The organism is Streptomyces sp. NPDC005483 (genome assembly GCF_040606035.1).
Taxonomy (GTDB): domain Bacteria; phylum Actinomycetota; class Actinomycetes; order Streptomycetales; family Streptomycetaceae; genus Streptomyces.
This window is the reverse complement of the sequence record NZ_JBEXEA010000004.1, coordinates 197,162-222,616: the sequence shown is the minus strand read 5'-3', so window position 1 is coordinate 222,616 and position 25,455 is coordinate 197,162. Positions and strand designations below refer to the sequence as shown.

Genomic DNA, 25,455 nt, shown 5'->3' with positions numbered 1-25,455 from the left:
CTCATGCCTCGTGGTAGAAGCCGACGTTGACGCTGCGTGGGGCGGTGCGGTCGCGGATGATGATCTCGCCGTTGCCACCCCGGGGCAGCGTCACGGAGCCGCCGTAGACCAGCGGCTGCGCGTAGGCCCCGGCCACCAGTTGCACCTCGGACGAGGGATCGGGCTGCGAGCCCTGCAACCAGGTCACCTGCCAGACGCCCTCGGGCCCGCACAGGAACTCCAGGTGCACCCGGGAGACGAACAGCCAGTCGTCGGGGGTCGCGAGCCGGCACACGGACTTGTCCCGGCCCACCCGCAGCACGGTGCCCGGGTCACTGGGCGCGTCGGCCATCTGCATCCCGGCCGTGGCACCCTCCTCCGCCGCGGTGACGACGGCCATGGTGAGTTCGAGCACGTACGCTCCTCCTGGAAGGTCCTTGCGCGGCAACCACGTCGGCTCACCGCCGCCGCATGATAAATCGCCCGGCACGGCGGTGTCCGGCGCAAGGTACCCAAAGCGGCCTGCCGCCCGACTTCGGGCGGCAGGCCGGTCGTACGTATGGACGAGGTGTCAGCTGTGCAGCAGCCGCTCCGTCAGCTCGCGGTAGTCCCGCAGCGCCAGCCGGAGTTGCTCGGTGTCACCGGCGCTCATGGCCTTGTCCCGGCCGCCGTCGCCGCTCTGCCAGGAGTTGCGCAGGGTGCGCCGACGCTGCGTCACGGCCTCGGTGAACCGGGCGGCGGCCTCCTCCAGCACGTGGTCGGCCTCCTCGACGGCGGACCGGGGTTCGTCCACGAACCCGGCGACGGCGTGCTGGAGCCGCGTGCTGAGCTTGTCGCACTCGTCGTGCGGCAGCAGCCCGGCTTCGTGACCCTCGTGGCCCTCGCGACCCAGGTGGCCTTCGTGACTCCTGTGGCCCGAGGGGCCGCCCACGCCCGTTCCGACACCGCCGACGGCGTCGGAACCGGCGTCCCGCCCCTTCTCGGTCTCACGACCGAGGCCGGACGTCCTGTCACGGCCGGCAGCCGTGTCACCGCCGAAGCCGCCCTCGTCACCGGCGCCCGGCCTGCGCCGCTCGGCGCCGCTCGTGCCCGCCGGACGTCCCGCCGGGTCCAGATCCGGCGCCTCGGTCTCGGTGGGCGTGACCAGGGGGCTGTGCGAACCCGCGGGGTCGTCGCCCGTGCCCCTGCCGATCCTTCCCTCACCCCGGGTGCCGTCGGCGCCCGGCTTGCTCGTGGCATCCGTCATGTCAGCTCAACTCCCCTTCGCGTGACGCCTGTTGAATGCCCACGGCAGATGTCCCCGGCTGTCGTGGCGACCGTCGCGGGGCTGACCCGCGCGCGCGGGGGACTCGCCGGTGGGTGTACGGGACTCCTCGCGGCTGCGCGGCGGGCCGACGAGGTCCTCGAAGAGGGCCCGCGCCTCGACCATGGCGGCACGCATGTCCTCCGTGTCCGTCCGGCCGTCGCCGTCCTGCCGGGCGTTGGCGCCGGCACCGGCCACCGCGTGCACCCGCCGATAGCCGTGCACGTGGTCCGCGTGGTGCACGGACAGCGCGTTGAACTGTTCGTCGTACTGCCCGCCGCCGGGGAAGCCCCGGGCCTCGGCGAGCTCGGCGAGCAGCCGGTCGGCTTCGGCGACGGCCTCCCGAGGGGAGTCCACGAAGCGTTCCTGGGCGGCCGTCCAGCGGTCCTCGTACCGCTGGCGCTCCGCCGGTTCCAGTGGCTGCTCGCGCAGGGATCCGTGCCGCTCGACGCGCTCGGCGAGTTCGCGTTCGGCGGCCTTCTCGTCCCCGTCGTGCCGGGCCACGGTACGGTCGTATTCGGGCCCGAAGCGTCGCTTCAGGCCCCGGCCGTGCTGCGCGCCCCGGCCACGCAGGGTCAGGACGGCCGCCACTATGAGGACGGCCGCCACGATCACGATCAGAGCGATGATCAGGCCTGTTGACATAATTGGCGGGTTGCCCTGAACGTTTTATTCAAACCGTCTCCGTATATGTGTACGCGACAATCGGGCCATGACCTGGACCATCACCCCCGAAGCTCCCGGCTCCCCCACGGCAGCGGCACTCTGGCGCGCCTACTACACGGAGGTCAGCGACCGCTACTACCTGCTCCACGAGAACCGCAGGACAGACCCGGCCGAGCTGGAGCGGGAGGTGGCGAGCCACACGGGCGGCGAACTGGCGCCTCCGACAGGCCTGTTGCTGGTGGCCAGGTACGCGGGTGAGCCGGCCGGCACAGCGGGCATACGGCTGCGCCCCGACGGAAGCGCCGAGCTCACCAGGGTCTACCTGCACGAGGACATGCGCGGCAAGGGCGGCGCGGTCCTCCTCGTCGAAGCGGCGGAGTCCGCGGCCCGGGCCCTGGGCGCCACCCGCGTGATCCTGGAGACCCGCAAGGACCTGACCGAGGCCCTGGCCCTGTACGCGCGGCTCGGCTACGAGGAGATCGAGCCGTACAGCGACGACATCTACGCGGACCACACGCTGGGCAAGAGGTTGTAGCGAGGAGGACGGGCGCCAGGGGCGCGGGGAACTGCGCGACCAGCCACAACGCACCCGCACTCGCCCGGCAACCGAACCCGGCACCCCCTCAGGCGCCCCAGCCCGACCGCCCGGGGCACCGTCACAGCCGGGCCGCCGGCCCCTCACGCGGCTGTTCCCGGTCGGAGCCGCACAGTTCGTCGTTCAGGTCCTTGACCAGCTGGGCGAGATCCGTGGGCCGGTCGGGCCCCCACCAGTCCCCCAGCAGCTCCCCCAGCGACTCCTCCCGAGCCGACGCGAGCCGCGCGGCGACCTCCCGCCCCGAATCGGTGAGCTGCATGTCGAGGCCCTGCCGGGACGCCAGCCCCCGTCCCTCCACCTGCCGCGCCGCCTCGATGATCGCGCTCAGCGGCACGGAGGTGCGCTCGGCGAGCAGGGCCGGCTCCACCCACCCGTACTTCCGCATCCGCAGCACGAGCCAGCTCGACGCGGGCAGCAGGTCGTACCCGGCCCGCACGGTGATCTCCCGGTAGATCTCCCGCCGCCCCTCCCGGGTCCCGAGCACCGACAGTGCCCGGCACACCTCGTCGTAGGACGAGCGTTCCACGGGGTTGCTGGCCAGCGTCTCCGTGACGTCGGGCGCCGTGACCGACCCCCGCAGCCGGTCCTCCTTGAGGAACCACGCGAGCACGAACCCGAGAAAGGCGACGGGCGCGGCGTAGAGGAAGACGTCGGTGATCGAGGAGGCGTACGCGTGCAGCGCCTCGGGCCTGAGCGAGCCCGGCAGTTGCGCGAGCCCCCGGGAGTCGGCCTCGATCCCCGACACCGAGACACCGGGCGGCAGTTGGGCCCCCCGCAGGGCCTCGGCCAGCTTGTCCCCGAGCCGGTTGGCGAAGACCGTACCGAAGATGGCGACGCCGAAGGACGCCCCGATGGAGCGGAAGAAGGTCGCGCCGGACGTGGCGACGCCGAGATCCTCGTAGGAGACGGCGTTCTGCACGATCAGCACCAGTACCTGCATGACCAGGCCGAGTCCCAGCCCGAACACACAGAAGTAGAGGCTCATCAGCCAGGTGGAACTGCTCTCGTCGAGCCGGTGCAGGAGCAGCAGCCCCAGCGTGGTGACCGCGGTCCCGGCCACCGGGAACACCTTCCAGCGCCCGGTACGGCTGACGATCTGCCCGGAAACCGTCGAGGACAGCAGCAGGCCGAAGACCATGGGCAGCATGTGCACACCGGACATGGTCGGCGAGACCCCCTGCACCACCTGGAGGAAGGTGGGCAGATAGGTCATGGCCCCGAACATCGCGAACCCGACGATGAAGCTGATGACGGCGGACAGGGTGAAGGTCCGCACCCGGAACAGCTTCAACGGCAACACGGGCTCGGCGGCCCGCCGTTCGACCGCCACGAACGCGACCGCCAGCAACACCCCCAGAACGGCGAGCCCGACGATCTGGGGCGAGCCCCAGCCCCAGGTGTTGCCGCCCAGCGAGGCCACCAGCACCAGGCAGGTGGCGACGGCGGCGATGAGGAAGGTCCCCAGGTAGTCGATGACGTGCTTCGTCGACTTGCGGGGAATCCGCAGCACGACGGCGATCACGGCCAGCGCGACCACGCCCACCGGAAGATTGACGTAGAACACCCAACGCCAGCTCAGATGCTCGGTGAACAGCCCGCCCAGCAGCGGTCCGAGCACACTGGTCGCCCCGAAGACGGCCCCGAACAGCCCCTGGTAGCGCCCCCGTTCGCGCGGTGGGACGAGGTCGCCGACGATCGCCATCGACAGCACCATCAGCCCGCCGCCGCCCAGCCCCTGCAGAGCCCGGAAGGCGATCAGCTGGGTCATGTCCTGGGACATGCCGCACAGTGCCGAACCGATCAGGAAGATCACGATCGCGGTCTGGAACAGCCGCTTGCGCCCGTACTGGTCACCGAGCTTGCCCCACAGGGGTGTCGCCGCCGTGGAGGCGAGCAGATACGCGGTCACCACCCACGACAGATGCTCCATGCCGCCGAGGTCGCTGACGATGGTGGGCAGCGCGGTGGACACGATCGTCTGGTCCAGCGCGGCGAGCAGCATGCCGAGCAGCAGGGCCCCGATCGAGACGAGGACGTTGCCGGACACGTGGTGCTCTCCCGTGTCTCGCACATCCTCCGTCATACCGTGCGCATCCGCGGCCATGAAGACCTCCCGAGGCTTTCGTTGTCTCTCCATCGTGGTCGGTGTGACCGCTTACGGCCTGTTGAGTCCCTTTGGAAGCTGATATTCCGGGGGCTTCCGAAAGTCGGCTGTGGAGGGGTTCTGCATAATCCTTGGAGTTTGTGAGGGGAGGGACGAACACATGGCGGAGCCGAACGGCCATCTGTGCCCGGAGTGCGGGGCGCCGAGAGGGGCGGACAACACCCCCTCCTGCGGGTGCACCCAGCGCGCGTCGGACGCCCTGCGGGACGCGCGTACGGCGGAGGCGGCCGCGGCGGAGGACTTCGATCCGCTGCGCATACGGCCGTACGTGGAGCTGGACGACGAGACGGCACCGGTGCCGAGGGTGCCCGCGCCGGACGAGACGATGCCGCTGCGCGCGCTGACCCCGCCGACGGCCACCCCGAACCCCACCGACCTGAGCCTGTTCGAAGCTGCGGGGGGCTCCTCCGCTCGCGGCGAGACCACCCACGCGCACCCGCGCCGCACTCGACGCCGTACGGTCCTCCTCGCCACCGCCGGGGCGGTCGTGGCCGTGGTGGCCGCGGCCGGCCTGGCCAGCGGGCTGTTCGCGTACGAGCCGCCGTCGCGCGACGAGGCGGCACCGCGGGACGTACGGCCGGCGGTCCCGGACGCGACGACGACCGCGGCGTCGGCGCCTCCGTCCACGGCCACGGCGTCCGCACGGCCGTCCGCCGCGTCCCCGTCCGCCACGGTGAGCGCTAGCCCGTCAGCCTCCCCGTCCCCTTCGGCTTCCAGCGCCTCCCCCAGCCCGTCCCGGTCGGCCGGACCCTCGGCGACCCCGACGGCCTCCGCCACGACCAACCCGGCCGCCGGGTCGGACGCGGCGCGCGAGACGGCTCCGCCGGTTCTGCGGCGGGGGTCCGAGGGGCCGGAGGTGGTCGAGCTCGAACTGCGGCTCACCCAGGCCGGGCAGTACGCGAGGAAGGCGAGCGGGCATTACAACGAGGGTGTCGAGGACGCGGTGAGCCGGTACCAGTGGGCCAGGGGGCTCCAGGTGCAGGAGTACGGGGTGTACGACCTGGTGACCCGAGAGCGGCTGGAGTCGGAGACGACGGAACCTTAGGCCGTTTTCCGGGTGCGCGGCCAGTGGAGCCGGTCGCGCACGTGGAGCCGGACCGCACTGTCCCCCAACGGCTCCGCCCGCACCCACGTCAGGTCCAGTACCACGACGTCCAGGCCCTACCCGAGCCACAGGCCGCTTTCGACTGCGCGCCCCGCTGGAGACCGGGGTTGCGCGCCCCGCGGCCTGGAAGCCGGTCAAGCATGCTGCCTCGTCCTGAGGCGTCCAGCACACGTGGAGAAGGACCGCGCCGGCCCCCCGCCGACTCCGCCCGCACCCACGTCAGGTCCAGTACCACCACGTCCAGGCCCTACCAGAGCCACAGGCCGCTTTCGACTGCGCGCCCCGCTGGAGACCGGTTGTGCGCCCCGCGGCCCGGAATCCGGTCAAGCATGTTGCCTCGTCCTGAGGCGTCCAGCACACGTGGAGACGGATCGCACTGTCCCCTAACGACTCCGCCCGCACCCGCGTCAGGTCCAGTACCACCACGTCCAGGCCCTACCCGAGCCACAGGCCGCTTTCGACTGCGCGCCCCGCTGGAGACCGGTTGCGCGCCCCGCGGGCCCGGAATCCGGTCAAGCATGTTGCCTCGTCCTGAGGCGTCCAGCACACGTGGAGCCGGACCACGCCGGCCCCCCGCCGACTCCCCCTCCGCGTCGGCGTCTAGCTCACGTGGAGACGGACCGTGCCGTCCTCCACCGGCTCCACCCTCACCTGCGTCAGGTCCCGCACCACCACGTCCGGGCCGTGCAGACCGGCCCGCGGGCCCACCCCCACCACGCGCATCCCGGCCGCCTTTCCGGCCGCGATCCCCGCCCCGGAGTCCTCGAAGACCACACACTCCGCCGGTGCCACGCCCAGCTCCGCGGCCCCCTTGAGGAACCCCTCGGGGTCGGGCTTGCTCGCCCCCACGGACTCGGCGGTGACCCGGACATCCGGCAGCCCCAGCCCCGCGGCCGCCATCCGGGCCGTGGACAGCGGGACGTCGGCCGAGGTCACCAGCGCGTGGGGCAGCCCGCGCAGGGAGGCCAGGAACTCCGGCGCGCCCGGGATCGCCACCACACCGTCCATGTCCGCGGTCTCCTCCGCGAGCATGCGTGCGTTGTCCGCGAGGTTCTGCTCCATGGGCCGGCCGGGCAGCAGGAGCGCCATCGACGCGTGCCCCTGGCGGCCGTGGACGACGTTCATGACCTCGTCGGCGTCCAGCCCGTGGTGTTCGGCCCAGCGGCGCCAGATGCGCTCCACGACGGCGTCGGAGTTGACGAGGGTGCCGTCCATGTCGAGCAGGAGGGCGCGGGCGGTGAGCACGGTGGGGGCGGCGGTGGCCGTCATCGGCAGCTCCAAGACGCGGGACGTAGGGCTTCGGAGGTGTCTCCCCCGCGCCCCCCGAAGGGACAAGGCGGCCCCGCCCGCCGGTCAGGGAAAACGGGCGGAGGCCACTTTGTTCCTCCACGGTACAAAATCGGGCGGGTTCCCGCCACCACTCCCCTGGGACCGCCGGGAACAGTTCACCCGCCGTTCAGCTCATCCGGTCACGGCCTCCCAGAGGCTCCACAGCCCGAGCGCCAGCATCAGCAGCGCCGCGACCTTGGTGATGAGCTTCAGCGGGACCCGCTTCATCAGGGCCTTTCCGCCGACGATGCCGAGTCCGGCCACCGCCCACAGCGCGAGCACCGCGCCGAGACCGACGGAGAGCGGGTCGTCGTATCGGGCCGCGAGGTTCGCCGTCATGATCTGCGTCAGGTCCCCGAACTCGGCGACCAGGATGAGCATGAACCCGGCCCCGGCGACCTTCCAGAAGGACTGGTCCGCCGGGTTGCGGATCTCCTCGTCACCGTCGTCCTTCTTCAGGAGCAGGACGGCCGCGCCCCCCAGGAAGAGCACACCCGTCACCGCCTGCACGATCTGCTGCGGCAGCAGCGTCAGCACACTGCCCGCCGCCACGGCGAGCGCGACATGCAGCGCGAAGGCGGCGGCGACGCCCGCGAAGACGTAGGAGGCGCGGTAGCGGGTGCCGAGGACGAGACCGGCGAGCGCGGTCTTGTCGGGCAGTTCGGCGAGGAAGACGACGCCGAAGACGACGGCCGTCACGGTGAAGCTGATCAAGGGTCCTCAATCGGTCGGGGCTGCCCCACCGAGAGTTTCTGCGAAACGACGCCTCGGCACGGCAGCACACAGTCAGTGCACTACTGGCCGAAGGTCTCGCTGGCCGATCCCTGAAGACCTGCCTCCGGGCGCCGGCTCAGACGAGCTGAGCAGTATGTCGACGGTCCGGCGAAGAGCTACTCCCCTTCAACGCCGTCCATCGTACGTGATCGTTTCACCGTAGCCCTTGTCGTGTCATGTACGCGTCACTAACTTCTCACCGAACGCACATCTCCCCGCAACACGGAGCCGCGAGCATTCGATCGCTCGCGCTCCAACACCCCCGCCCCCCAAGGGAGTTCGCATGCCGAAGTTCTACGCGCGTCGACGGCTCAGCATACTTGGCGCGCTCACCGCGCTCATAGCCTCCGTCGCGGTTCTCAACGGCCCGACCGCCTCCGCCGCCCTTCCCACCCCGGTCAGCGCGGCCACCGCCCGCACCTACCTCGCCTCGCTCACCGTGGCGACCGAGAACCGCACCGGCTACGCCCGGGACCTGTTCCCGACGTGGATCACCATCAGCGGCACCTGCAACACCCGCGAGTACATCCTCAAGCGGGACGGCTCGAACGTCGTCACCGACTCCGCCTGCGCCGCCACCAGCGGCAGCTGGTACTCCCCGTACGACGGCGCCACCTGGACCGCCGCCTCCGACGTGGACATCGACCACCTGGTCCCGCTCGCCGAGGCCTGGGACTCCGGCGCCAGCGCCTGGACCACCGCCCGGCGCCAGTCCTTCGCCAACGACGTCACCCGCCCGCAGCTCCTCGCGGTCACCGACAACGTGAACCAGTCCAAGGGCGACCAGGACCCGGCCACCTGGATGCCGTCGCTCACCTCGTACCGCTGCACCTACGTCCGCGCCTGGGTCCAGGTGAAGTACTACTACGGCCTCTCCGTCGACTCCGCGGAGAAGACCGCGCTGACGAACTACCTCGCCAACTGCTGACGATTCCGTAACGGCATCTCCCCGCGGACCTCCGTCGTTCCGTACCGTACGGGGCGACGGAGGAGGATCACGTGACGGATCTGCGGGTCGGACCACTGCTCAGGTACGTCGACGGCTCGTCCGCGACCGTGTGGGTCGAGACGAGCCGTCCGTGCACCGCCGAGGTGCGCTGCTCGGACGGCACCGGCGGCGAGGCCCCCACCTTCCAGATCGCGGGCCACTACTACGCCCTCGTCCCGGTCGACGGCCTCACCCCCGGCACGGAGCGGTCGTACGAGGTGTTCCTGGACGGCACACGCGTGTGGCCGCTGCCCGACTCGCCCTTCCCGCCCTCCGTGATCCACACGCCCACCGAGGAGGCGCCCGTCCGCGTCACCTTCGGCTCCTGCCGCTGGGCCGCGCCCCCGGAGGGCGAGCAGGACCCCGTGGGCCCCGACGCGCTGGACACCCTCGCGGCCCGCATCGCCGCCGAGCCGGAGAGCAAACGGCCGGACGTCCTCGTCCTCCTGGGCGACCAGGTCTACGCCGACGAGACCTCCCCGGCCACGCAGAGCTGGCTGGCCGCACGCCGTGACCTGAGCGACCCGCCGGGCGACCAGGTGGCGGACTACGAGGAGTACACCCACCTCTACTACGAGTCCTGGCTCGACCCCGAGGTGCGCTGGCTGCTGTCCACCGTGCCCAGTTGCATGATCTTCGACGACCACGACGTCATCGACGACTGGAACACCTCCGCCTCCTGGGTCGAGGACATGCGCACCGTCTCGTGGTGGCGGGAGCGGCTGCTGAGCGGGCTGATGTCGTACTGGGTCTACCAGCACCTGGGCAACCTCCCCCCGGCCGAGCTGGCCGCCGACCCGCTCTACGCCGCCGTACGCCGATCCCCCGACGGCACCGACGAGTTGCGCGCCTTCGCCTGCCGGGCCGAGGCCGACGCCGCCTCCGTGCGCTGGAGTTACCGGCGCGACTTCGGCCGGGTGCGGCTGCTCATGGTGGACTCCCGCGCGGCCCGCGTCCTCGACGAGGACAACCGGTCGATGCTGGACCCAGGCGAGGCCCTGTGGCTGCGCGAACAGGCACTGGAGGACCGCGCCTCCTACGACCATCTCCTGATCGGCACCTCGCTGCCCTGGCTGCTGCCGCATCTGGTGCACGACGCCGAGGCGTGGGACGCCGCGCTGTGCCGGGGGGAACGCGGGGCGCGCTGGGCCCGGTTCGGGGAGGATCTGCGGCGCAAGGCGGATCTGGAGCACTGGGCGGCGTTCCCCGACTCCTTCGCGGCGCTGGCGGATCTGATCGCCGAGGTGGGCTCGGGCCCCGGGGCGCCGGCGACGGTGCTGGTGCTGTCGGGGGACGTGCATCACGCGTACGTGGCCGAGCCCAGGTGGCACTCCGGCGGACCGGACGCCCGCGTCCTCCAGCTCACCTGCTCCCCCGTCCACAACTCCGTGCCCGCCTACATCCGGTTCGGCTTCCGCTTCGGCTGGAGCGCGACGGCGCGGGCGCTCGGGCGGGGGCTCGCCCGGCACGGACGCTGTGCCCGACCGCCGGTCTCCTGGCGGCACACGGGCGGTCCCTGGTTCGGCAACCAGCTCATGACACTGACGCTGAACGGGCGTTCGGCACGGCTGCGGCTGGACCATGCGCGGGAGTCGGGTGAGGGACGGACCCGGCTGGTGACGATCACGGAGTCCGAACTCGCCGGGGAGAGCGGTCGAGAGACGTCCCGACTCTGACGAATATCACCTGACGTCTCGTCAAAAACCTTGCTATGTCCGGCGGTTGACAGATGGTTCGCCTGCGGCGCGCCCATGCCGAGTGCGGATTCGGACACACTTTCGGACGCCAACTCGGCGACGAAAGCCCCTTCTACGTGCGGCTGCGACTGAAACGGAAGGGGCAGCAGAGGCAAACCGATGGCTAAATGTTGAACTTGCAAGCATCAATCGGGCGCACCTAACGTGGAGGGCCGACTCGGTCCCATCCCCCTGGGGCGACCCCCCTGTGGGACCGACCCGACCGAAGGAGTCCCCCACAATGACCGGACGCCTGAACAGCGCCCAGCCATACGCCCTCGGCCTGTACCGCATCGTCGTCGGCCTGCTCTTCCTCTGTCACGGCGCGGCCTCCCTCTTCGGTGTCCTCGGCGGTGTCCCGGGCACCGACGGCGGCACCCTCGAACCGGGCACCTGGCCCGGCTGGTACGCGGCCGTGATCCAGCTCGTCTGCGGCGGCCTCGTGCTGCTCGGCCTGGGCACGCGCGCCGCCGCGGTCCTCGCCGCGGGATCCATGGCGTACGCGTACTTCAAGGTGCACCAGCCCACGGCCCTGTGGCCCATGGAGAACGGCGGCGAGGCCGCGGCGATGTTCAGCTGGGCCTTCCTCCTGCTGGTCTTCACCGGGTCCGGCGCGTTCGGCCTGGACCGGCTGTTCGCCAAGCGCTCGGCGGAGGAACGCAAGCCGGCGGCGGAACCTGTGGCCGTCTGAGGCCATCTCGTACGGTGCCCTCCCCCGCGTCCGTGGAGGAGGGCACCGTACGAGGCAGCCGGGTGAACATGCCGCGCTCATCCCATGAGCCCCCCGTGAATCTCCTGCCACTGCCCACGCGTACGCTGTATGGCTGTCTACGGGGGAATCACGGGGAGTCGCGGTGTCGGAGAGCCTGGGGTCACTGACCGGCAGTCCATGGATCTATGCCATGGTCGCGCTGTCGGTGCTCCTCGACGTGTTCGTACCGTTGCTGCCCAGCGGGGTGCTGGTCATCACGGCCGCGACGGCCGCGGCCGCGGGCAGTGCGGCCACCGGCCAGGTCCCCGACGTGATGTCCCTGATCCTCTGCGCGACGACCGCCTCCGTGCTGGGCGACCTGGCGGCGTACCGCCTCGCCTTCCGGGGCGGTGAGCGCCTCGACCGCGCGATCGCGCGCTCGCGTCGTCTCACCACGGCGCAGGAACGTCTCGGCGACGCACTCTCCGCGGGTGGCGGGGCCCTGGTGGTCCTCGCCCGATTCGCTCCCGCCGGCCGCTCGGTGGTCTCCCTCCTGGCCGGCACCGCCCACCGCCGAGCCCGTGACTTCCTCCCCTGGTCCGCCCTCGCGGGCCTGTCCTGGGCGGCGTACAGCGTCGCCCTCGGCTACTTCGGCGCGCACTGGCTGGGGGCCACCTGGCTGGCGACGGGGGTGTCGGTGGCAGCCCTGTTCGGAGCGGGTGCGGCTGCGGCCTATGTGATGCGGCCACGTCCGGGGGAAGCGGAGGCGCGGTAACGGCGTCGGCGTGAGCGTCAGCGGGCGTACGTCACGTTGTGGGCCGGCGGAGCCGTGCACCGGCCCGGCGCCCCGGCGACCAAGTCAGGCGGGACCTGCCCGGCGACGGCTGGGCGCGCGTCGGCCGCGAGCCACGGAAGCCGAGCAACGGCAGACCCCCGCACCCTCGGCAGCCAAGCCAGGAGGGACCTGCCCGGCGACGGCTGGGCGCGCGGTCGGCCGCGAGCCACCGAAGCCGCGCAACGGCACACCCCCTCAGACCCCGGGGCGACCCACGCCAGGGCGAGACCTGTCCGGCCACGGCAGGACTCGCGTCGGCCGCGAGCCACCGAAGCCGCACAACGGCACACCCCCAGCCCCCCGGCGAGCCAAACCAGGGCGAGACCTGTCCAGCCACGGCAGGACGCGCAACGGCCGCGAGCCACGGAAGCCGAGCAGCGGCACGCCCCGCACCGCGGCGGCGCAAACTGGGGCCGCACTGTCCCTGCGGCGGGCAGGACCTGTTTCCCGCGGCCTGCCCCCGCGCCGGGCCCGCAGCCGAGGCCGGTTCGGGTCAGCTCGCCTCGCGCCGGGCCGCTCCCCGGATCTCCAGCCCCGCCAGCAACTCCGCCGTCGCCTCGGCGATCACCTCCACGGCCCGTTCGAAGACCTCCTGGTTGTGGGCGGCGGGGGCCCGGAAGCCCGAGACCTTGCGCACGTACTGAAGTGCGGCGGCCCGGATCTCCTCCTCCGTCGCCTCCTCGGGCAACACCGGCGGACGAAGCGTCTTGATACTGCGGCACATACCGACAGTCTCCCTCCCCGAGCAGATCGGCGCTTCCGTCCGCCCGTTCCGAATGCCATGATCCTCGCCGAGGCGGCCACCGGCTCCGGGGCCGACCGACGAGAGGAACAACCCGACATGGCGCACGACTCCGCGCACCAGAAACTCTCCGTGGCCGTCCTGGGCCCCGGCGGCACCGGCGGCCTCCTCGCCGCCCTCCTGACCCGCGCCGGACACCGGGTGATCTGCCTGGCCGGCGACGACACGGCGGACACCCTGCGCACGGCCGGCATCCAGGTCCGCAGCGGCGTCTTCGGCGACTTCACGACCCCCGTCGAGGCCGACACCGAGCTACGCGAGCCGGTCGACGCCTGCGTGGTCGCCGTCAAGCACACCTCCCTGCACTCCGCCCTCGACCGCGTCCCGCCCACCGCCCTGGGCGACGGCCTGGTCGTCCCCCTCCTGAACGGCGTCGAGCACCCGGCGACCCTGCGCACCCGCTACCGCCCGGACCGGGTCGCCCCCGCGGTGATCCGCGTCGAGTCGACGAGGGTCGCGCCGGGCGTCATCGAGCACGGCAGCCCCTTCGCCGAACTCGACCTGACCGGCGACGGCGTCCCGCGCGAGCGTCTCGACGCGCTGGCCTCCGTGCTGGCCGCGGCCGGACCCAGGACCCGTGTCCTGGACGACGAGGCGGCCGTCCTGTGGGCCAAGATGTCCTTCCTCGCTCCCTTCGCCCTCCTCACCACGCTGCACGCCCTCCCCCTCGGCGAGGTGCGCACCCGCCACCGGGAGGAGCTGACCGCGCTGGTCGAGGAGACCGCCGCGGTCAGCGGAGCCTGCGGCGGCCCCGCCGACCCCGCCCGGGCCCTCGCCCGCTACGACGCCTTCCCGCCCGGGACGAAGTCCTCGATGCAGCGCGACGCAGAGGCGGGCCGACCGCTCGAACTGGACGCGATCGGCGGGGCGTTGCTGCGCGCGGCGGACCGGCACGGGGTGAAGGTGCCCGTCGCGGCCCGGGTGGTACGGGAGCTGGCGGCCGCCGGCTGACGGCCCGCCCGGACCGTCACCGCCCACGCCCACACGCGCTCTCAGCGGCCGTCCCCGCCCTTCAGGTCGAACCGCCAGTCGTTCGACCTGATCCAGTGCCCCTTCGGGTACTCGAACTCGGCCTGTCCGAGCAGCGTGAAACCCGCCCGGCGGCAGACGCCGTTCGACGCGGTGTGCTCCACGCTCGGGAACGCGTGCAGATACCGGTGCCCGCCGGCGGCCCGCGCCTCCTCCACGACGGCGCGGGCGGCCTGCGCGGCCAGTCCCCGCCCCTGGAACTCCGGCAGGATCCCCCACCCGGTCTCCCATATCAGCGAGTCCCGCCACTCACGCTCCCAGAACCCCACCGAGCCGACGGTCTCCCCGCCGGCCGCGAGCGTGACGCGGTACATCCGCCCGGACGGCAGCTCCACGTACCGCCGATGCCGGTCGACGAGCTTCTCCTCGCTCTCCGGCCCGCCCAAGTGGTCGGTCATCTCAGGGCTGTTGGTCCGCTCCAGCAGCCAGAAGTCGCCCTCCGCCCAGGGCACCAGCCGCACCTGCTCCGTATCCATGCCGGCCACCTTAGGCTCCGGGTCTGACAACGCCCCCGGCCTGCGGTTTTGCCGAACCGGCAACGGACCTCGCGCCACCCGTCGCCGTCCCGCAGGATCGTCGTAACCCGTGATCCGTATGTACGGAGGACACATGCCGCACCTCACCCACCGTCTGGTCCCCGGTCCCGCGGGCCGGATCCACCTCGTGGAACAGGGCACCGGGCCCCTCGTGCTGCTGCTGCACGGCTTCCCGGAGTCCTGGTACTCGTGGCGCCACCAGCTGCCGGTGCTGGCCGCGGCCGGTTACCGCGCGGTCGCCGTGGACGTGCGCGGATACGGCCGTTCCTCGAAGCCGGAGGCGGTGGCGGCGTACCGGATGACCGAGCTGGTGGAGGACAACGCGGCCGTGGTGGAGGCGCTCGGCGAGCGTTCCGCGGTGGTCGTCGGACACGACTGGGGCGCGACGATCGCCGCGCACTCGGCGCTGCTCAGGCCGGACGTCTTCCACGCGGTCGCCCTACTGAGCGTGCCGTACACCCCGCCCGGCGGCCCCCGCCCGAGCGAGGTCTTCGCGCGACTCGGTGGGGAGGAGGAGTTCTACGTCTCCTACTTCCAGGAGCCAGGCCGGGCCGAGCGGGAGATCGAGCCGGACGTACGGGGCTGGCTGGCCGGCTTCTACGCCGCGCTCTCCGCCGACACCATGCCCATGGCCGACACCGACCACGTGACCGCCGACCCTCACTTCGTCGCACCCGGCGGCCAGCTGCGCGACCGCTTTCCCGCCGGCCGCCTCCCGGGCTGGCTCACCGAGGACGATCTCGACGCCTACGCCGGGGAGTTCGAGCGCACGGGCTTGACCGGTGCCCTGAACCGCTACCGCGCGATGGACCGGGACTGGGAGGACCTGGCCGCCTACGCGGGCGCTCCGATCCGCCAATCGTCGCTCTTCCTGGGCGGCACCCTGGACGCCTCAACCACCTGGCTGTCCGACGCCATCGACGCTTTCCCCAGCACCCTGCCCGGTCTGCACGCGGTCCACCTCCTCGACGGCTGCGGCCACTGGATCCAGCAGGAACGTCCCGCAGAGGTCGGCCGTCACCTGACCGACTGGCTGGGAGCCGTCGTGAAGGGGCGGTAGCGCACGTTCACCGTCGCCGCGCGGTCGCCGTCGAGGCGTTGCAGGCGGATGGGTGCGCCGCCGGGGTTGTCGAACAACCGGATCCCGTCGCCGAGCAGGACCGGCGCGATGTGGAGGTCGATCTCGTCGATGAGTCCGCGTTCCAGGAGCTGACGGCCGATCGTGGGCGAGAAGACCTCCACGTTCTTGCCGTCGGCGGCTTCCAGGGCGATCCGGACGGCGTCGGCGGCGTCGCAGCTGAGGAAGGTCACGCCGGCGGCGGGTCCCGCGTCCTCGGGGTGGTGCGTGAGGACGAACAACGGCCCGTGCCAGGCGCCGCCGTAGATGGCACCGGCGTCGGGGAAGGCGTCCCAGCCGGCCCGGCCGCCCAGCACGGCCCCGGTCGTGCCGGCGTACTCCTCGACGAGTCCGGGCCGGAACGAGAACCCCGTCATCCAGTCCATCGTGTGCCCGGGACCCGCCACGAACCCGTCCAACGACATGGTGAAGTGCCAGAGCACCTTTCCGGCGGCGGTCTGCGGTTCCATGTCCGGCACCGGCTCCGTGCGCACGTTCTGTGGGTTCGCCATGGCTGTTCCTCTCAGGGGGCACTCCTCGTCTCCTGGGAGACCGACTCCGCCCCGGAAAGTCATCGCCGGCCCGCCGCGGCGCGGTCCAGCCGCCCGGACGACCTCGCCCGACGCGCGGCATCGGCCACGACGGCGACGGCGACGGCGACGGCGCGGTGCACCTCCCCCGGGGGCACCCCATCCCTCCCCTGAAAGCCAGCCCCGCCCCGAAAGTCGCGCCGGGGCCCGCCCTGCCGCCCGGACGCTCCCGCCCGACGCGCGGGAACGGCGATGACGGCGACGGGCGCGGTGCACCCTGCCCCGGCCCGCCCTATCCCCCCTGAAAGCCAGCTCCACCCCCGAAAGTCACGCCGGGCCACCATGGCGCGGTCCAGCCGCCCGGACGACCTCGCCCGACGCGCGGCATCGGCCACGACGGCGACGGCGACGGCGACGGCGACGGCGCGGTGCACCTCCCCCAGGGGCACCTCATCCCTCCCCTGAAAGCCAGCCCCGCCCCCGAAAGTCACCGCCGGACCACCACGACCCCGTCCCGCCGCCCGGACACCCCCGCACGCCGCGCGGCGACAGCCATGACGGCGACGGCGGTGAGCACCATGACCGCTCCGACGTAGAGCGGTGCGGTGTAGCCGAGGCCCGCCGTGATCGCGAGGCCTCCGGCCCAGGCGCCCAGCGCGTTGCCGATGTTGGACGCGGACACGTTGGCGCCGGCGGCCAGGGCCGCGCCCTGTGCGTAGTCGGTGACGCGGGTGATCATGCCGGGTACACCTGCGAAGCCGAACACCCCCATGAGGAACACCAGCACCACCGACGCCGTGGCGCTGGCGGCGAGCAGCCCGAACACGGCCAGGGTCACGGTGAGACCGGCCAGGGCGAGGACCAGCGCGCGGTCACGGTCGTGGTCGGCGGCCCGCCCGCCGATCAGGTTCCCGACGACCAGGCCGACGCCGTACACCATGAGCAGCCAGGCGACGTCCGCCGAGGAGAAGCCGCCGACCTCGGTGAACGTGTAGGCGAGGTAGCTGAACGCGCCGAACATCCCGCCGTAGCCGAGCGCGGTGGCCACCAGCGTCAGCCAGACCTGCCCGGACCGGAACGCGCCGACCTGGGCGCGCAGGGCGGTGGGGGCCGTCGACGGTGTCTGTCCGGCGCGGCCCGGCACGAACGCGATGATCCCCGCGAGCGCGAGCAGGCCGACCGCGGTGACCGCCCAGAACGCGGCCCGCCAGCCCCAGCGCTCCCCCACCAGCGCGCCGAACGGCACGCCGAGGACGTTCGCGACGGTCAGTCCGGCGAACATGACGGCCACCGCGCGGGACTTCCGCTCCGGCGCGACCAGGCTGCGCGCAACGAGGGAGCCGATGCCGAAGAACGAGCCGTGGCACAGTGCCGCGACGATCCGCCCGAGCATCATCACCTCGTAGCTCGGCGCGATCGCGCACAGCAGGTTGCCGAGGACGAAGAGGACCACCAAGCCGACCAGGACGTGTTTGCGGGGCAGCCGCGCGGTCACCGCGGTCAGGACGATCGCGCCGACCGCGACGCTCAGCGCGTACCCCGAGATCAGCCGTCCCGCGGCCGCCTCGGAGACCGCGAAGCTCGACGCCACCTGCGGCAGCAGGCCCGCGATCAGGAACTCGGTCAGCCCGATGCCGAACCCGCCGACGGCCAGCGCGACGAGCCCGCCTGGCGTCCGTCGCCGTTCGATCGCCGGGCTATGCACGACAATCCTCAAGATCCGCACTCATGGACCGACCCTCGCGTCCCGGCGGCTGATCGGTCCATGGACAAAGAAGCGACGGCACTTGGACGAAAGCGGGGCAGATGTTCACGATCGAGGAACGGGACCGCCTGCGGGAGCGGCTGCTCGCGCGCGCGGAAGCCGACGACAGCATCATGGGCGCCGCCTTCACCGGCTCGTACGCCGTCGGGGAGGGTGACCGCTGGTCGGACACCGACCTGGTGCTGGCCGTCCGCGGCGACCTGGCTCCGACCCTCGAGCGGTGGACGAGCTGGCTCTACGACGGTCTCGGCGCCCGGCACCACTGGGACCTGCCCGTCGGGGCCGGCGTCATCCGGGTGTTCCTCCTGCCGGGCTGGCTGGAGATCGACCTGATGTTCGCCCCGGAGGCCGAGTTCGGCCCGCGGGGCCCGCAATGGCAGACGGTCTTCGGCCGGACCCGCCCACTCGAACCCTTCACTCCTCCGGACGGCGACACCTTGGTGGGCCTCCTGTGGCACCACGCCCTCCACGCGCGCGTGTGCGTCGAACGCGCCCGCTGGTGGCAGGCCGAACACTGGATCAGCGCCCTGCGCGACCATGTGATCACCCTGGCCTGTCTACGACTCGGCCACCCCGCCGCGCACGCGAAGGGCGCCCATCTGATCCCCGAAGACCTCTCGACCGCGCTGGAGACGACGCTCGTCCGTTCGCTCACCGCCGCGGAACTCGACCGCGCCCTGGGCGCCACGATCACCGTCGTCACGGCCGAACTCGCACGTTCACGCCCCGAGCTCGCCCCCCGCCTGACCCCGATGCTCGCGGAGCTGACCAACCCGCCGCCAGGCTAATGCCGTTGAGATGTGATCGTCGGTGGACGAGGCTCTGGGGCATGGAGTTCTTCTGCCACCACCGTGACCGGCCCGGCTCCCTGCCTCTGCGGGAGGAGCTGACGGAAGCGCACTGGTCCTACATGGACCGGTACGAGGCCGAACTGATCGCCCGTGGGCCGACGTTCGCCGACAACGGCGAGACGCTCACCGGAAGTGTGCACATCGTCGACCTGCCCGATCCGGCAGCCGCGCGCGCGTTCGCGTTCGACGAGCCCAACTACCAGGCCGGCGCGTACCGGGACGTGCTGCTGCGCCGTTGGGGCAATCTGCTGGGCCGCACCATGTGGGACTTCCCCGGCGGGCGGACCGGGGGCGACCGGTACCTGGTGCTGGGGCTCGGCACGGGAGAGGCCGTCGACCTCGCCGTACCGCCCGCGAGGGACGATCTGATCGCGTACGGCCCCCTGCTCTCGGACGACGCCACCACCTGGCTGGGCACGGCGGCCCTGGTCCGGGCCCCGGATCCGGACCGGGCACGGGCCGTGCTGACCGCCGACCGGTACGCCGCCGTGGAGGTCCACGAGTGGGAGTTCGGCGGACGGCGCTGACAACCTGGTTCTCGACGCTGACAACCCGGTTCTCGGGGCAACCGCACAGGGACCAGCCGTACGAGCAAGGAGCGTCCACGCCATGGGTACCGCCGTCCGCGTCCCACAGACCCGGGACATGATCGGGGACGAGCTCTCCGGAGACGAGGCGTTCACCGCCCTGCGCCACTACGGCGGTCTGCGGCTGCTGACCGACTCCGTCGCGCGGTTCCGTTACGCCGACGGCTTCACCAACGCCCGGGCCCTCGCCTTCCAGGTGGTGCTCGGTCTTGTCCCGTGCACCGTGGCGCTGGTCGGCCTGGCCACGTCGGTGCACACGGAGGGCGTGGGCCGGATCATCGAGCTCACGCTCGGCCGGATCGTGCCGGGCGCGAGCGCCGACGTCGTGAAGGACGCCTTCGACGGGACGCGGCGCACCGCCCACGGAAGTGTCTGGAGCACGCTCGCCCTGTGGCTCGGTCTGGGCTTCGCCCTGTTGAACCTCGCCTCGGCCATGGGCCAGATCGAACGCGGCGCGAACCGGATCTACGGCATCGAGCGCGACCGTCCCTTCCCGCGCAAGTACGCGCGCGGGATCGTGCTCGCGGTCGCCGCCGGTCTGCCCCTGGTGCTCGGCTTCGTCGTGCTCGTCGCCGGAGAGGCCGTGGGAGACGCGGTGGCCGAGTCCGCGGGCCGGGAGGGCGGCGGGCCGCGCTGGTGGGGTGTGCTGGACCTGCCGGTGGGGCTCGGGCTGGCCTGGGTGGCCTCCGCCGTGATCTTCCGCTGGTCGCCGCGCCGGGTGCAGCCCGGCTACACCTGGCTGGCCTTCGGCTCGGCCGTGCATCTGCTGCTGTGGGTGTCGGCCACCCGGCTGCTCGCGCTGTACGTCGAGGAGAGCGGTGCCTTCGGCGCCGTGTACGGGCCGCTCACGGCCTTCATCGCCCTGCTGCTGTGGGCGAACCTCACCGCTGTCGCGCTGTTCCTCGGCATCGCCTTCGCCGCCCAGCTGGAAGCGGCCCGCGCCGGCATCGAGTCGGCCGTGCACCCGGACCCCGGCCCGGGTGAGTGAGGCCGGGAGGCGATCCCGCGGTCCCGCGGTCAGCCCTGCGCGGCGGCGGTGACCGTCGCGGGGTCCACGCCGGTCAGTTCGACGATGCGGTGCGGTGGCACACCGGCGGCCAGCGCGCGGCCGATCAGCGCGTCCAGGCCGTCGGCGCGGTCGCGGTAGGCGAGCAGCTCCTCCTCGACCCCGGCGAGCGACTGCGGTGCCAGGTGGTGGCGGACCCGGCTCAGTTCCTCGTCGCTCAGCGGCACGGGCAGCTTTTCGGCATCCTCGGGCACGGCGGCGGTCTCCTCCGGCGGCAGCAGCCGCAGGTGCGGGGAGGTCGTCGTGGTCCCCTGAGCGTCCAGCCACGCGCGCACCGCGGGAGTCTCCATGCACGCGAGCCCACCGACGGCGGCGGGGGCCACGCCGAGCTGCGCGGCCGCGTCGTCGAGCAGGAACAGGTAGGCGTCGTCGGTCATCCTCGGTCCCTTCTCACCAGGCTGATCGACCTCCCATTACCCCGCCTCGCCCGGCTAATGTTCGGGTTCGGCGAGTGGCCGAAGAGGAGCGAGGACATGGTCGGTTTCCCGAGCGCGCGTTGACGTCGTAGGCCGTGACCGAGGGTCCGGCCTGTCATCGCGTGCTGCCCCTGACGGTGTGGCACAGCAGCCTTCGATCCGAGGATCTCCGTGCCGTCCCCTTCCTCCGCCATGTCCGATTCCGGTCTCCCCGCTCCGTCGAGTCTGTGGCGGGACCGCGACTTCCGTAGCCTCTGGGTGGGCCAGACGGCCTCCCAACTCGGCGAACACACAAGCCTGTTGGTGTTGCCGCTCTTCGCCGTTCTGACCCTCGACACCGGGGCCGGCCAGTTGGGCGTCCTGCGCGCGGTGGGGCAGGCGCCGATCCTGCTGCTCTCGCTCTTCGTGGGCGCGTGGGTGGACCGATGGCGGACCCGCACGGTGATGGTCCTGTCGGACGCCGGGCGGGCCCTGGCCCTGGGCGCCGCCGCCCTGGCCGGGCTGCTCGGCCTGCTCGGCCTGCCCGCGCTGTTCGTGGTCGTCTTCGCCGTCGGGGTCCTGTCCGTGTTCTTCGACGTCGCCTACCAGTCGTCGCTCGTGCGGCTGGTGAGACGTGATCAGCTGGTGCGGGGCAACAGCGCGCTCGAGGGCAGCCGGTCCGCGGCGCAGATCGGCGGCCCCGCACTCGGCGGCGCGCTGGTGTCACTCCTGTCGGCGCCGATCGCCGCCGCCTCCGGTGCGCTGTTCTTCGCGTTGTCGTTCCTGTCGATCCGGCGGATCCGCCGCCACGAGCCGATCCCCGAGCACTCGGAACGTCTCCCTCGCATAGGGCGTCGGATTCACGAGGGTCTGCGTTTCGTCGTCGGCGACACCTCGCTGCGGACGGTGTGCCTGGCCTCGGCCGCCTTCCAGTTCTCCTTCGCCGCCCTGATGACCGTCTATCTGCTCTTCCTGCCACGGGAGTTGCACCTGTCGGGCACCGAGGTGGGACTGTCGCTCGCGGCGACGGGGCCGGGCGCGCTCCTGGGGTCCGTGCTGGCCGCCCGGCTGCCGGGCCGGTTCGGGTACGGCCCGGTACTCCTGTCCGCGGCGGCCGTCGGCGACGGCGCGTTCCTGTGGGTGCCCGCGCTGCACGGCTCCTCCGCGGTGACGGTCGCCGCGCTCCTCGCGGTCGGCTTCGTGTTCGGGGCGGGGGGCCAGTTGGTGAACGTCACGGTCATGGCCGTCCGGCAGGCGCTCACCCCGGACGGGATGCAGGGCCGCGCGGCCGCCACGATCACGTTCGTCGGGATGGGCCTGACCCCGCTCGGCTCCGTACTCGGTGGTTTCCTCGCGCAGGAGTGGGGACTGCGCACCAGCCTCCTGGTGACGGCCGCGGGCATGCTGCTGTCCCCGGTGGTGATGGCCCTGTCGCCGCTCGCCCGGCTGGGGCGGACGCTGCCCGGCCACCCCGATTCCGGGCAGTCGACCGGGCGCCGCCCGTTCGCATGAACCTCCGGAAGCGACTCGCGACCCAAAATCGAACAGGCGTAGCATTGTCTCGTGGCTAAGACCTATGACTTTCCTAGCGACCTCCTCGCCGGTCAGGAGGAGCTGCATCAGGTCCGGGCCGAGCTGTCGGCCCTGCTCAAGCGGCTCCCCTGGTCGGTCGCGCCTCTGGACGGCTTCAGCGACGACAAGGGCTGGCGGAAGGTGGAGCGCCCCGCCTCCCCCGGCTGGACCCCCGACGAACAGGCCGAGGTGGAGAAGCTCCGGCAGCGCGAGCACGAACTCGCGGTCTTCGTCACCACACACCGCTTCTGGACGGACGTGGAGATCCCGGACCGCGTGGACGCCCGCACCGGGCTGAAGCACGCGTCCCGCACGAACGAAACGGGCTGAACGACGAAGGACCCCGGCCGAGATCGGCCGGGGTCCTTCTCCGGTGTGGGCGCGGACGGTTTCGAACCGCCGACATCCTGCTTGTAAGGCAGGCGCTCTACCCCTGAGCTACGCACCCGAGACGATTCGACAGCCTACCTTGCCCGAGGCCCTGTCCTGCAAACCCTTACTCGGGAGCCCGAGGAAGTCAGGGTTGATACGGGGGAAAACCCCACCCCCGATCCGGGAGCGGCCCGGATCCCCCGCCGGAGCCCCGGTCCCTAGGGTCGAAGCAGGGTCGCGGAGTGCCCGCGACCCCGCCCGCTCAGGGCTAGATCAGGGGGAGATCGTCATGGTCCGTTCCGTTCCCGCACGTGCCGCCGCCGCGGCCGGGGTCGTCGCGCTCGTCGTCGCGGGGGCCACCGCCTGCGGTGCCTCCGCCGGGGACGACAAGACCCCCGACCACAAGTCCTTCGCCCTCCACGGCCGCACCCTGACCGTCGACTCCGACGACTCGGCGCTGGAGATCGTCGCCGCCGATTCGAACAAGTCGGGCACGGTCGAGGTCACCCGCTGGTTCCAGGGAAGCGTCGCCTTCGGCGAGGGCCCGAAGGTGACCTGGTCGATGAAGGGCGACCGGCTGGTGCTGCGGATGAAGTGCAGCGGTGTCGTCGCCGACTGCGCGGCCAAGCACCGCATCGAGGTGCCCCGGGACATCACCGTGAAGGTCGAGGACCGCGACGGCAGCGTGCGGGCCCGGGGATTCACCCGGCCGCTGAGCATCAGCACCGGGGACGGTTCCGTGCGGGTCACCGACTCCAGCGGGCCGCTGGAGCTGCACACCGGCGACGGATCGATGAGCGCGGACGTCACCTCCCGCCGGGTCACCGCCCGCACCGGGGACGGCTCGCTCCACCTCGAACTCGGCGCCGTACCGGACCGGGTGGAGACCCGCAGCGGCGACGGCTCGGTGACCGTCGAGCTGCCGAGGGCCACCTACCGCGTGGACACGAAGACCGGCGACGGAGGGGTCGACGTGTCCGTGCCCCGGTCCGACTCCAGCGACCACGTCGTGTCCGCCCAGAGCGGAGACGGGAAGATCACGGTGCGAACCGCGAACTGACCGGCCCGTGTGTTCGTCCCTTACCGGTGGGAGAATGACACCGGGCACCGCCAGGACGAACACAGCACGGGAGAGGGATGTGACGGCGACACCATCGCAGCCGTACTCGTCGTCGTCGGTGCCGCGCGCACACCGTCGGGCGCTCGGGGACACCCTCGCTCTCGTCGGCCTGCCCCTGCTCGCCGCCCTCGCGCTGCCGGCCGCGTTCGCCGGCGGCGGCACCCGGCGCTGGTTCGGCGGGCGCGCGGAGAGCCAGCGGGCCGAGGCGCAGGCCGCCAAGGACGCCGCCGCGGCCGCGTTCTACGAACTGGACACCGCCCAGCGGGATCTGCGGATCTCGATAGAGACGATCACGGCCGTCGACGACTCCCCCGCCGCCCGGCGGGCGGTCGCCGACTTCCAGGCGATCAGCGGCCGGATCGACGAGGCCAGCGGGCGCTACATCGAGGCCGTCGACGCCCATGACCTCGACCGGGACGACCTGGAGGCCGCGGTCGCCGCACACGCGCGCACCGAGCTCACCCGGGCCAAGGACGAGCTGGGCAACGTCAAGACGGAGCTGGACCGTTTCGGCGACAGCCTCGGTCCGCTGCTCGGCAAGGCCGAGACCCAGCTCGCCCGCCTCGCCCCGGCCGTGGAGCGGGCCCGGCAGGGGCTGCTGGCCGCCTCCAACGCCCTGGACGCCGTACGGGAGTCGGGGCTGAAGGCGGACGACCTCGCCGCCCGGCTCGCCACGCTGGGGCCGGAGTTGACCAAGCTCAACCAGGGTGCCGGACAGCACGGCGTGCCCCAGACCCTGGAGCGGGCCGAACGGGTCGCCCGGGAGGCGGAGTCGGTCCGGGTGGAGGCCGAGCGGCTGCCGGAGCGGGCCGCGGAGATCGACCACCGGCTCGTCTCCCTGCGCACCCGCGCCGAGGCCCTCACCACCCGCGCGGGCCAGGTCGACCCGGTCCTCAGCGAACTGCGCCGCCGGTTCACCGCCGCCTGCTGGCAGGACCTCCAGCACGTGCCGGACCAGGCCGCGGAGAACGTCCGGCAGGCCGAGCAGCGGCTCCGTGAGGCCCGTGCCGCGCGTGACGAACAGCGCTGGCCGGACGCGACCTCCCTGCTCTCCACGGTCCGCGCCCTGCTCAACACCACCGACGAGTCCGTCTCCGCCGCCGGCGACCGGCTGCGGAAGCTGAACGCCGTGCAGAAGGACCCCCAGCAGGAGATCGACCGCACCCGCTTCGCCATCCGTGACGCCCAGCGCCTCGCCATGACCGGCCGCACCACCCCCGACCCACGGCACGCGCGCCCCCTGGACGACTCGGTGGCCCGCCTGGACCGGGCGATCGCCACCCTGGAGGGCCGCCACCCCGACTACTGGCACTTCCTCACCGAGACGGAAGCGGTACGGCAGTCGGTGGCCCGGGTGGTCTCGCAGATCCGCGAGGAGCGCGGGGGCGCGCACTAGAGCTGCTCTCGTCACCTCCTCGCGAGCAGAGCGGGAGATTGAATCTCACACGAACTAGACAAATCACCCTTTACCGCGTACGCACTGCTGGCCGAGATGTAGCCACAGGGACGACGGACCTGGGTCGCCCAGGTCATGGCACGGCGCGGGGG

General features: G+C 72.2%; 26 protein-coding genes and 1 tRNA gene. 15 read left to right on the top strand and 12 right to left on the bottom strand.

Going from position 1 to position 25,455, the window contains the following annotated elements; genetic code table 11:
• Position 1 precedes the first annotated feature (1 nt).
• The 3 genes from ABZT06_RS10005 to ABZT06_RS09995 all read right to left on the bottom strand — a co-directional run bounded on the left by ABZT06_RS10005 (position 2) and on the right by ABZT06_RS09995 (position 1,927).
• The gene (locus tag ABZT06_RS10005) at positions 2 to 394 is read right to left on the bottom strand and encodes a hypothetical protein (RefSeq protein WP_355737617.1); all 393 of its coding nucleotides are present in this window, start codon (positions 392 to 394) and stop codon (positions 2 to 4) included.
• 156 nt (positions 395 to 550) lie between these two features.
• Positions 551 to 1,225, bottom strand: a complete 675-nt coding sequence (locus ABZT06_RS10000; RefSeq protein ID WP_355737615.1) for a hypothetical protein — start codon at positions 1,223 to 1,225, stop codon at positions 551 to 553.
• Between the two features lie 6 nt (positions 1,226 to 1,231).
• Positions 1,232 to 1,927 carry a hypothetical protein gene (locus tag ABZT06_RS09995; protein WP_355737612.1) on the bottom strand — a complete coding sequence of 232 codons (696 nt, stop codon included), beginning with the start codon at positions 1,925 to 1,927 and terminating at the stop codon, positions 1,232 to 1,234.
• 67 nt (positions 1,928 to 1,994) lie between these two features.
• On the opposite strand from ABZT06_RS09995, the gene ABZT06_RS09990 reads away from it, so the two are divergent.
• A complete protein-coding gene (locus ABZT06_RS09990; protein ID WP_355737610.1) occupies positions 1,995 to 2,483 on the top strand; it encodes a GNAT family N-acetyltransferase in 489 nt (162 codons plus the stop codon).
• A 121-nt stretch (positions 2,484 to 2,604) separates the two neighbouring features.
• On the opposite strand, the gene ABZT06_RS09985 is transcribed toward ABZT06_RS09990, so the two are convergent.
• Positions 2,605 to 4,647 carry an MDR family MFS transporter gene (locus tag ABZT06_RS09985; RefSeq protein ID WP_355737607.1) on the bottom strand — a complete coding sequence of 681 codons (2,043 nt, stop codon included), beginning with the start codon at positions 4,645 to 4,647 and terminating at the stop codon, positions 2,605 to 2,607.
• A gap of 160 nt (positions 4,648 to 4,807) precedes the next feature.
• On the opposite strand from ABZT06_RS09985, the gene ABZT06_RS09980 reads away from it, so the two are divergent.
• Positions 4,808 to 5,752 (top strand): peptidoglycan-binding protein, encoded by a 945-nt coding sequence (locus ABZT06_RS09980; protein ID WP_355737604.1) that lies wholly within the window; start codon positions 4,808 to 4,810, stop codon positions 5,750 to 5,752.
• A gap of 660 nt (positions 5,753 to 6,412) precedes the next feature.
• Here the strand turns inward: ABZT06_RS09980 and ABZT06_RS09975 are convergent.
• Both ABZT06_RS09975 and ABZT06_RS09970 read right to left on the bottom strand, forming a co-directional pair.
• Positions 6,413 to 7,081: an HAD-IA family hydrolase gene (locus tag ABZT06_RS09975; RefSeq protein WP_355737601.1), complete on the bottom strand. Its 669-nt coding sequence runs from the start codon at positions 7,079 to 7,081 to the stop codon at positions 6,413 to 6,415.
• A 192-nt stretch (positions 7,082 to 7,273) separates the two neighbouring features.
• Positions 7,274 to 7,855 (bottom strand): TMEM165/GDT1 family protein, encoded by a 582-nt coding sequence (locus ABZT06_RS09970; protein WP_355737598.1) that lies wholly within the window; start codon positions 7,853 to 7,855, stop codon positions 7,274 to 7,276.
• Positions 7,856 to 8,198: 343 nt separating this feature from the next.
• Here ABZT06_RS09970 and ABZT06_RS09965 point away from each other — a divergent pair, with 343 nt between their 5' ends.
• From ABZT06_RS09965 to ABZT06_RS09950, 4 genes are all read left to right on the top strand, one after another.
• Positions 8,199 to 8,843: an HNH endonuclease family protein gene (locus ABZT06_RS09965; protein WP_355737595.1), complete on the top strand. Its 645-nt coding sequence runs from the start codon at positions 8,199 to 8,201 to the stop codon at positions 8,841 to 8,843.
• A 71-nt stretch (positions 8,844 to 8,914) separates the two neighbouring features.
• Positions 8,915 to 10,579 carry an alkaline phosphatase D family protein gene (locus ABZT06_RS09960; protein WP_355737593.1) on the top strand — a complete coding sequence of 555 codons (1,665 nt, stop codon included), beginning with the start codon at positions 8,915 to 8,917 and terminating at the stop codon, positions 10,577 to 10,579.
• 301 nt (positions 10,580 to 10,880) lie between these two features.
• The gene (locus ABZT06_RS09955) at positions 10,881 to 11,330 is read left to right on the top strand and encodes a DoxX family protein (RefSeq protein ID WP_355737590.1); all 450 of its coding nucleotides are present in this window, start codon (positions 10,881 to 10,883) and stop codon (positions 11,328 to 11,330) included.
• Between the two features lie 163 nt (positions 11,331 to 11,493).
• The gene (locus ABZT06_RS09950; protein ID WP_355737587.1) at positions 11,494 to 12,105 is read left to right on the top strand and encodes a VTT domain-containing protein; all 612 of its coding nucleotides are present in this window, start codon (positions 11,494 to 11,496) and stop codon (positions 12,103 to 12,105) included.
• A 553-nt stretch (positions 12,106 to 12,658) separates the two neighbouring features.
• Here the strand turns inward: ABZT06_RS09950 and ABZT06_RS09945 are convergent.
• Positions 12,659 to 12,889, bottom strand: a complete 231-nt coding sequence (locus ABZT06_RS09945; RefSeq protein ID WP_355737585.1) for a DUF2277 domain-containing protein — start codon at positions 12,887 to 12,889, stop codon at positions 12,659 to 12,661.
• 117 nt (positions 12,890 to 13,006) lie between these two features.
• Here ABZT06_RS09945 and ABZT06_RS09940 point away from each other — a divergent pair, with 117 nt between their 5' ends.
• The gene (locus ABZT06_RS09940) at positions 13,007 to 13,918 is read left to right on the top strand and encodes a 2-dehydropantoate 2-reductase (protein WP_355737582.1); all 912 of its coding nucleotides are present in this window, start codon (positions 13,007 to 13,009) and stop codon (positions 13,916 to 13,918) included.
• Between the two features lie 41 nt (positions 13,919 to 13,959).
• On the opposite strand, the gene ABZT06_RS09935 is transcribed toward ABZT06_RS09940, so the two are convergent.
• Positions 13,960 to 14,472: a GNAT family N-acetyltransferase gene (locus ABZT06_RS09935; protein ID WP_355737579.1), complete on the bottom strand. Its 513-nt coding sequence runs from the start codon at positions 14,470 to 14,472 to the stop codon at positions 13,960 to 13,962.
• 133 nt (positions 14,473 to 14,605) lie between these two features.
• Between ABZT06_RS09935 and ABZT06_RS09930 the strand changes: the two genes are divergently transcribed.
• Positions 14,606 to 15,592 (top strand): alpha/beta hydrolase, encoded by a 987-nt coding sequence (locus tag ABZT06_RS09930; protein WP_355737576.1) that lies wholly within the window; start codon positions 14,606 to 14,608, stop codon positions 15,590 to 15,592.
• On the opposite strand, the gene ABZT06_RS09925 is transcribed toward ABZT06_RS09930, so the two are convergent.
• Together ABZT06_RS09925 and ABZT06_RS09920 are read right to left on the bottom strand one after the other, a co-directional pair.
• Entirely contained in the window at positions 15,550 to 16,161 is a 612-nt protein-coding gene (locus ABZT06_RS09925; RefSeq protein WP_355737573.1) for a dihydrofolate reductase family protein, read from the bottom strand. The genes ABZT06_RS09930 and ABZT06_RS09925 overlap by 43 nt on opposite strands.
• 505 nt (positions 16,162 to 16,666) lie before the next feature.
• A complete protein-coding gene (locus ABZT06_RS09920; protein ID WP_355737570.1) occupies positions 16,667 to 17,884 on the bottom strand; it encodes an MFS transporter in 1,218 nt (405 codons plus the stop codon).
• A 101-nt stretch (positions 17,885 to 17,985) separates the two neighbouring features.
• Between ABZT06_RS09920 and ABZT06_RS09915 the strand changes: the two genes are divergently transcribed.
• From ABZT06_RS09915 to ABZT06_RS09905, 3 genes are all read left to right on the top strand, one after another.
• On the top strand, positions 17,986 to 18,732 hold the full coding sequence (locus ABZT06_RS09915) for a hypothetical protein (protein ID WP_355737567.1): 747 nt from the start codon (positions 17,986 to 17,988) through the stop codon (positions 18,730 to 18,732).
• 41 nt (positions 18,733 to 18,773) lie between these two features.
• Positions 18,774 to 19,322, top strand: coding sequence for a YciI family protein (locus ABZT06_RS09910; protein WP_355737564.1), 549 nt, complete (start codon positions 18,774 to 18,776; stop codon positions 19,320 to 19,322).
• 82 nt (positions 19,323 to 19,404) lie between these two features.
• Positions 19,405 to 20,370 carry a YihY/virulence factor BrkB family protein gene (locus ABZT06_RS09905; protein ID WP_355737562.1) on the top strand — a complete coding sequence of 322 codons (966 nt, stop codon included), beginning with the start codon at positions 19,405 to 19,407 and terminating at the stop codon, positions 20,368 to 20,370.
• Positions 20,371 to 20,399: 29 nt separating this feature from the next.
• Here ABZT06_RS09905 and ABZT06_RS09900 read toward each other — a convergent pair whose 3' ends face one another.
• A complete protein-coding gene (locus ABZT06_RS09900; RefSeq protein WP_355737559.1) occupies positions 20,400 to 20,825 on the bottom strand; it encodes a DUF6003 family protein in 426 nt (141 codons plus the stop codon).
• A gap of 231 nt (positions 20,826 to 21,056) precedes the next feature.
• Here ABZT06_RS09900 and ABZT06_RS09895 point away from each other — a divergent pair, with 231 nt between their 5' ends.
• Positions 21,057 to 22,355, top strand: coding sequence for an MFS transporter (locus ABZT06_RS09895; RefSeq protein WP_355737556.1), 1,299 nt, complete (start codon positions 21,057 to 21,059; stop codon positions 22,353 to 22,355).
• Positions 22,356 to 22,406: 51 nt separating this feature from the next.
• A complete protein-coding gene (locus tag ABZT06_RS09890) occupies positions 22,407 to 22,745 on the top strand; it encodes a hypothetical protein (protein WP_355737553.1) in 339 nt (112 codons plus the stop codon).
• 46 nt (positions 22,746 to 22,791) lie between these two features.
• Here the strand turns inward: ABZT06_RS09890 and ABZT06_RS09885 are convergent.
• Positions 22,792 to 22,863 (bottom strand) — tRNA-Val (locus tag ABZT06_RS09885).
• 213 nt (positions 22,864 to 23,076) lie between these two features.
• Here ABZT06_RS09885 and ABZT06_RS09880 point away from each other — a divergent pair.
• Entirely contained in the window at positions 23,077 to 23,847 is a 771-nt protein-coding gene (locus ABZT06_RS09880) for a DUF4097 family beta strand repeat-containing protein (RefSeq protein WP_355737550.1), read from the top strand.
• Between the two features lie 79 nt (positions 23,848 to 23,926).
• Positions 23,927 to 25,303, top strand: a complete 1,377-nt coding sequence (locus ABZT06_RS09875; protein WP_355737548.1) for a hypothetical protein — start codon at positions 23,927 to 23,929, stop codon at positions 25,301 to 25,303.
• Positions 25,304 to 25,455: the final 152 nt, after the last annotated feature.

Coding starts and splice junctions, on each gene's coding strand:
- ABZT06_RS09985 (WP_355737607.1), bottom strand. CDS start 4,647: ATGGCCGCGGATGCGCACGGTATGACGGAGGATGTGCGAGACACGGGA.
- ABZT06_RS09980 (WP_355737604.1), top strand. CDS start 4,808: ATGGCGGAGCCGAACGGCCATCTGTGCCCGGAGTGCGGGGCGCCGAGA.
- ABZT06_RS09935 (WP_355737579.1), bottom strand. CDS start 14,472: ATGGATACGGAGCAGGTGCGGCTGGTGCCCTGGGCGGAGGGCGACTTC.
- ABZT06_RS09900 (WP_355737559.1), bottom strand. CDS start 20,825: ATGACCGACGACGCCTACCTGTTCCTGCTCGACGACGCGGCCGCGCAG.
- ABZT06_RS09930 (WP_355737576.1), top strand. CDS start 14,606: ATGCCGCACCTCACCCACCGTCTGGTCCCCGGTCCCGCGGGCCGGATC.
- ABZT06_RS09995 (WP_355737612.1), bottom strand. CDS start 1,927: ATGTCAACAGGCCTGATCATCGCTCTGATCGTGATCGTGGCGGCCGTC.
- ABZT06_RS10000 (WP_355737615.1), bottom strand. CDS start 1,225: ATGACGGATGCCACGAGCAAGCCGGGCGCCGACGGCACCCGGGGTGAG.
- ABZT06_RS09910 (WP_355737564.1), top strand. CDS start 18,774: ATGGAGTTCTTCTGCCACCACCGTGACCGGCCCGGCTCCCTGCCTCTG.
- ABZT06_RS09895 (WP_355737556.1), top strand. CDS start 21,057: ATGTCCGATTCCGGTCTCCCCGCTCCGTCGAGTCTGTGGCGGGACCGC.
- ABZT06_RS09880 (WP_355737550.1), top strand. CDS start 23,077: ATGGTCCGTTCCGTTCCCGCACGTGCCGCCGCCGCGGCCGGGGTCGTC.
- ABZT06_RS09990 (WP_355737610.1), top strand. CDS start 1,995: ATGACCTGGACCATCACCCCCGAAGCTCCCGGCTCCCCCACGGCAGCG.
- ABZT06_RS09915 (WP_355737567.1), top strand. CDS start 17,986: ATGTTCACGATCGAGGAACGGGACCGCCTGCGGGAGCGGCTGCTCGCG.
- ABZT06_RS09955 (WP_355737590.1), top strand. CDS start 10,881: ATGACCGGACGCCTGAACAGCGCCCAGCCATACGCCCTCGGCCTGTAC.
- ABZT06_RS09945 (WP_355737585.1), bottom strand. CDS start 12,889: ATGTGCCGCAGTATCAAGACGCTTCGTCCGCCGGTGTTGCCCGAGGAG.
- ABZT06_RS09925 (WP_355737573.1), bottom strand. CDS start 16,161: ATGGCGAACCCACAGAACGTGCGCACGGAGCCGGTGCCGGACATGGAA.
- ABZT06_RS09975 (WP_355737601.1), bottom strand. CDS start 7,081: ATGACGGCCACCGCCGCCCCCACCGTGCTCACCGCCCGCGCCCTCCTG.
- ABZT06_RS09965 (WP_355737595.1), top strand. CDS start 8,199: ATGCCGAAGTTCTACGCGCGTCGACGGCTCAGCATACTTGGCGCGCTC.
- ABZT06_RS09940 (WP_355737582.1), top strand. CDS start 13,007: ATGGCGCACGACTCCGCGCACCAGAAACTCTCCGTGGCCGTCCTGGGC.
- ABZT06_RS09905 (WP_355737562.1), top strand. CDS start 19,405: ATGGGTACCGCCGTCCGCGTCCCACAGACCCGGGACATGATCGGGGAC.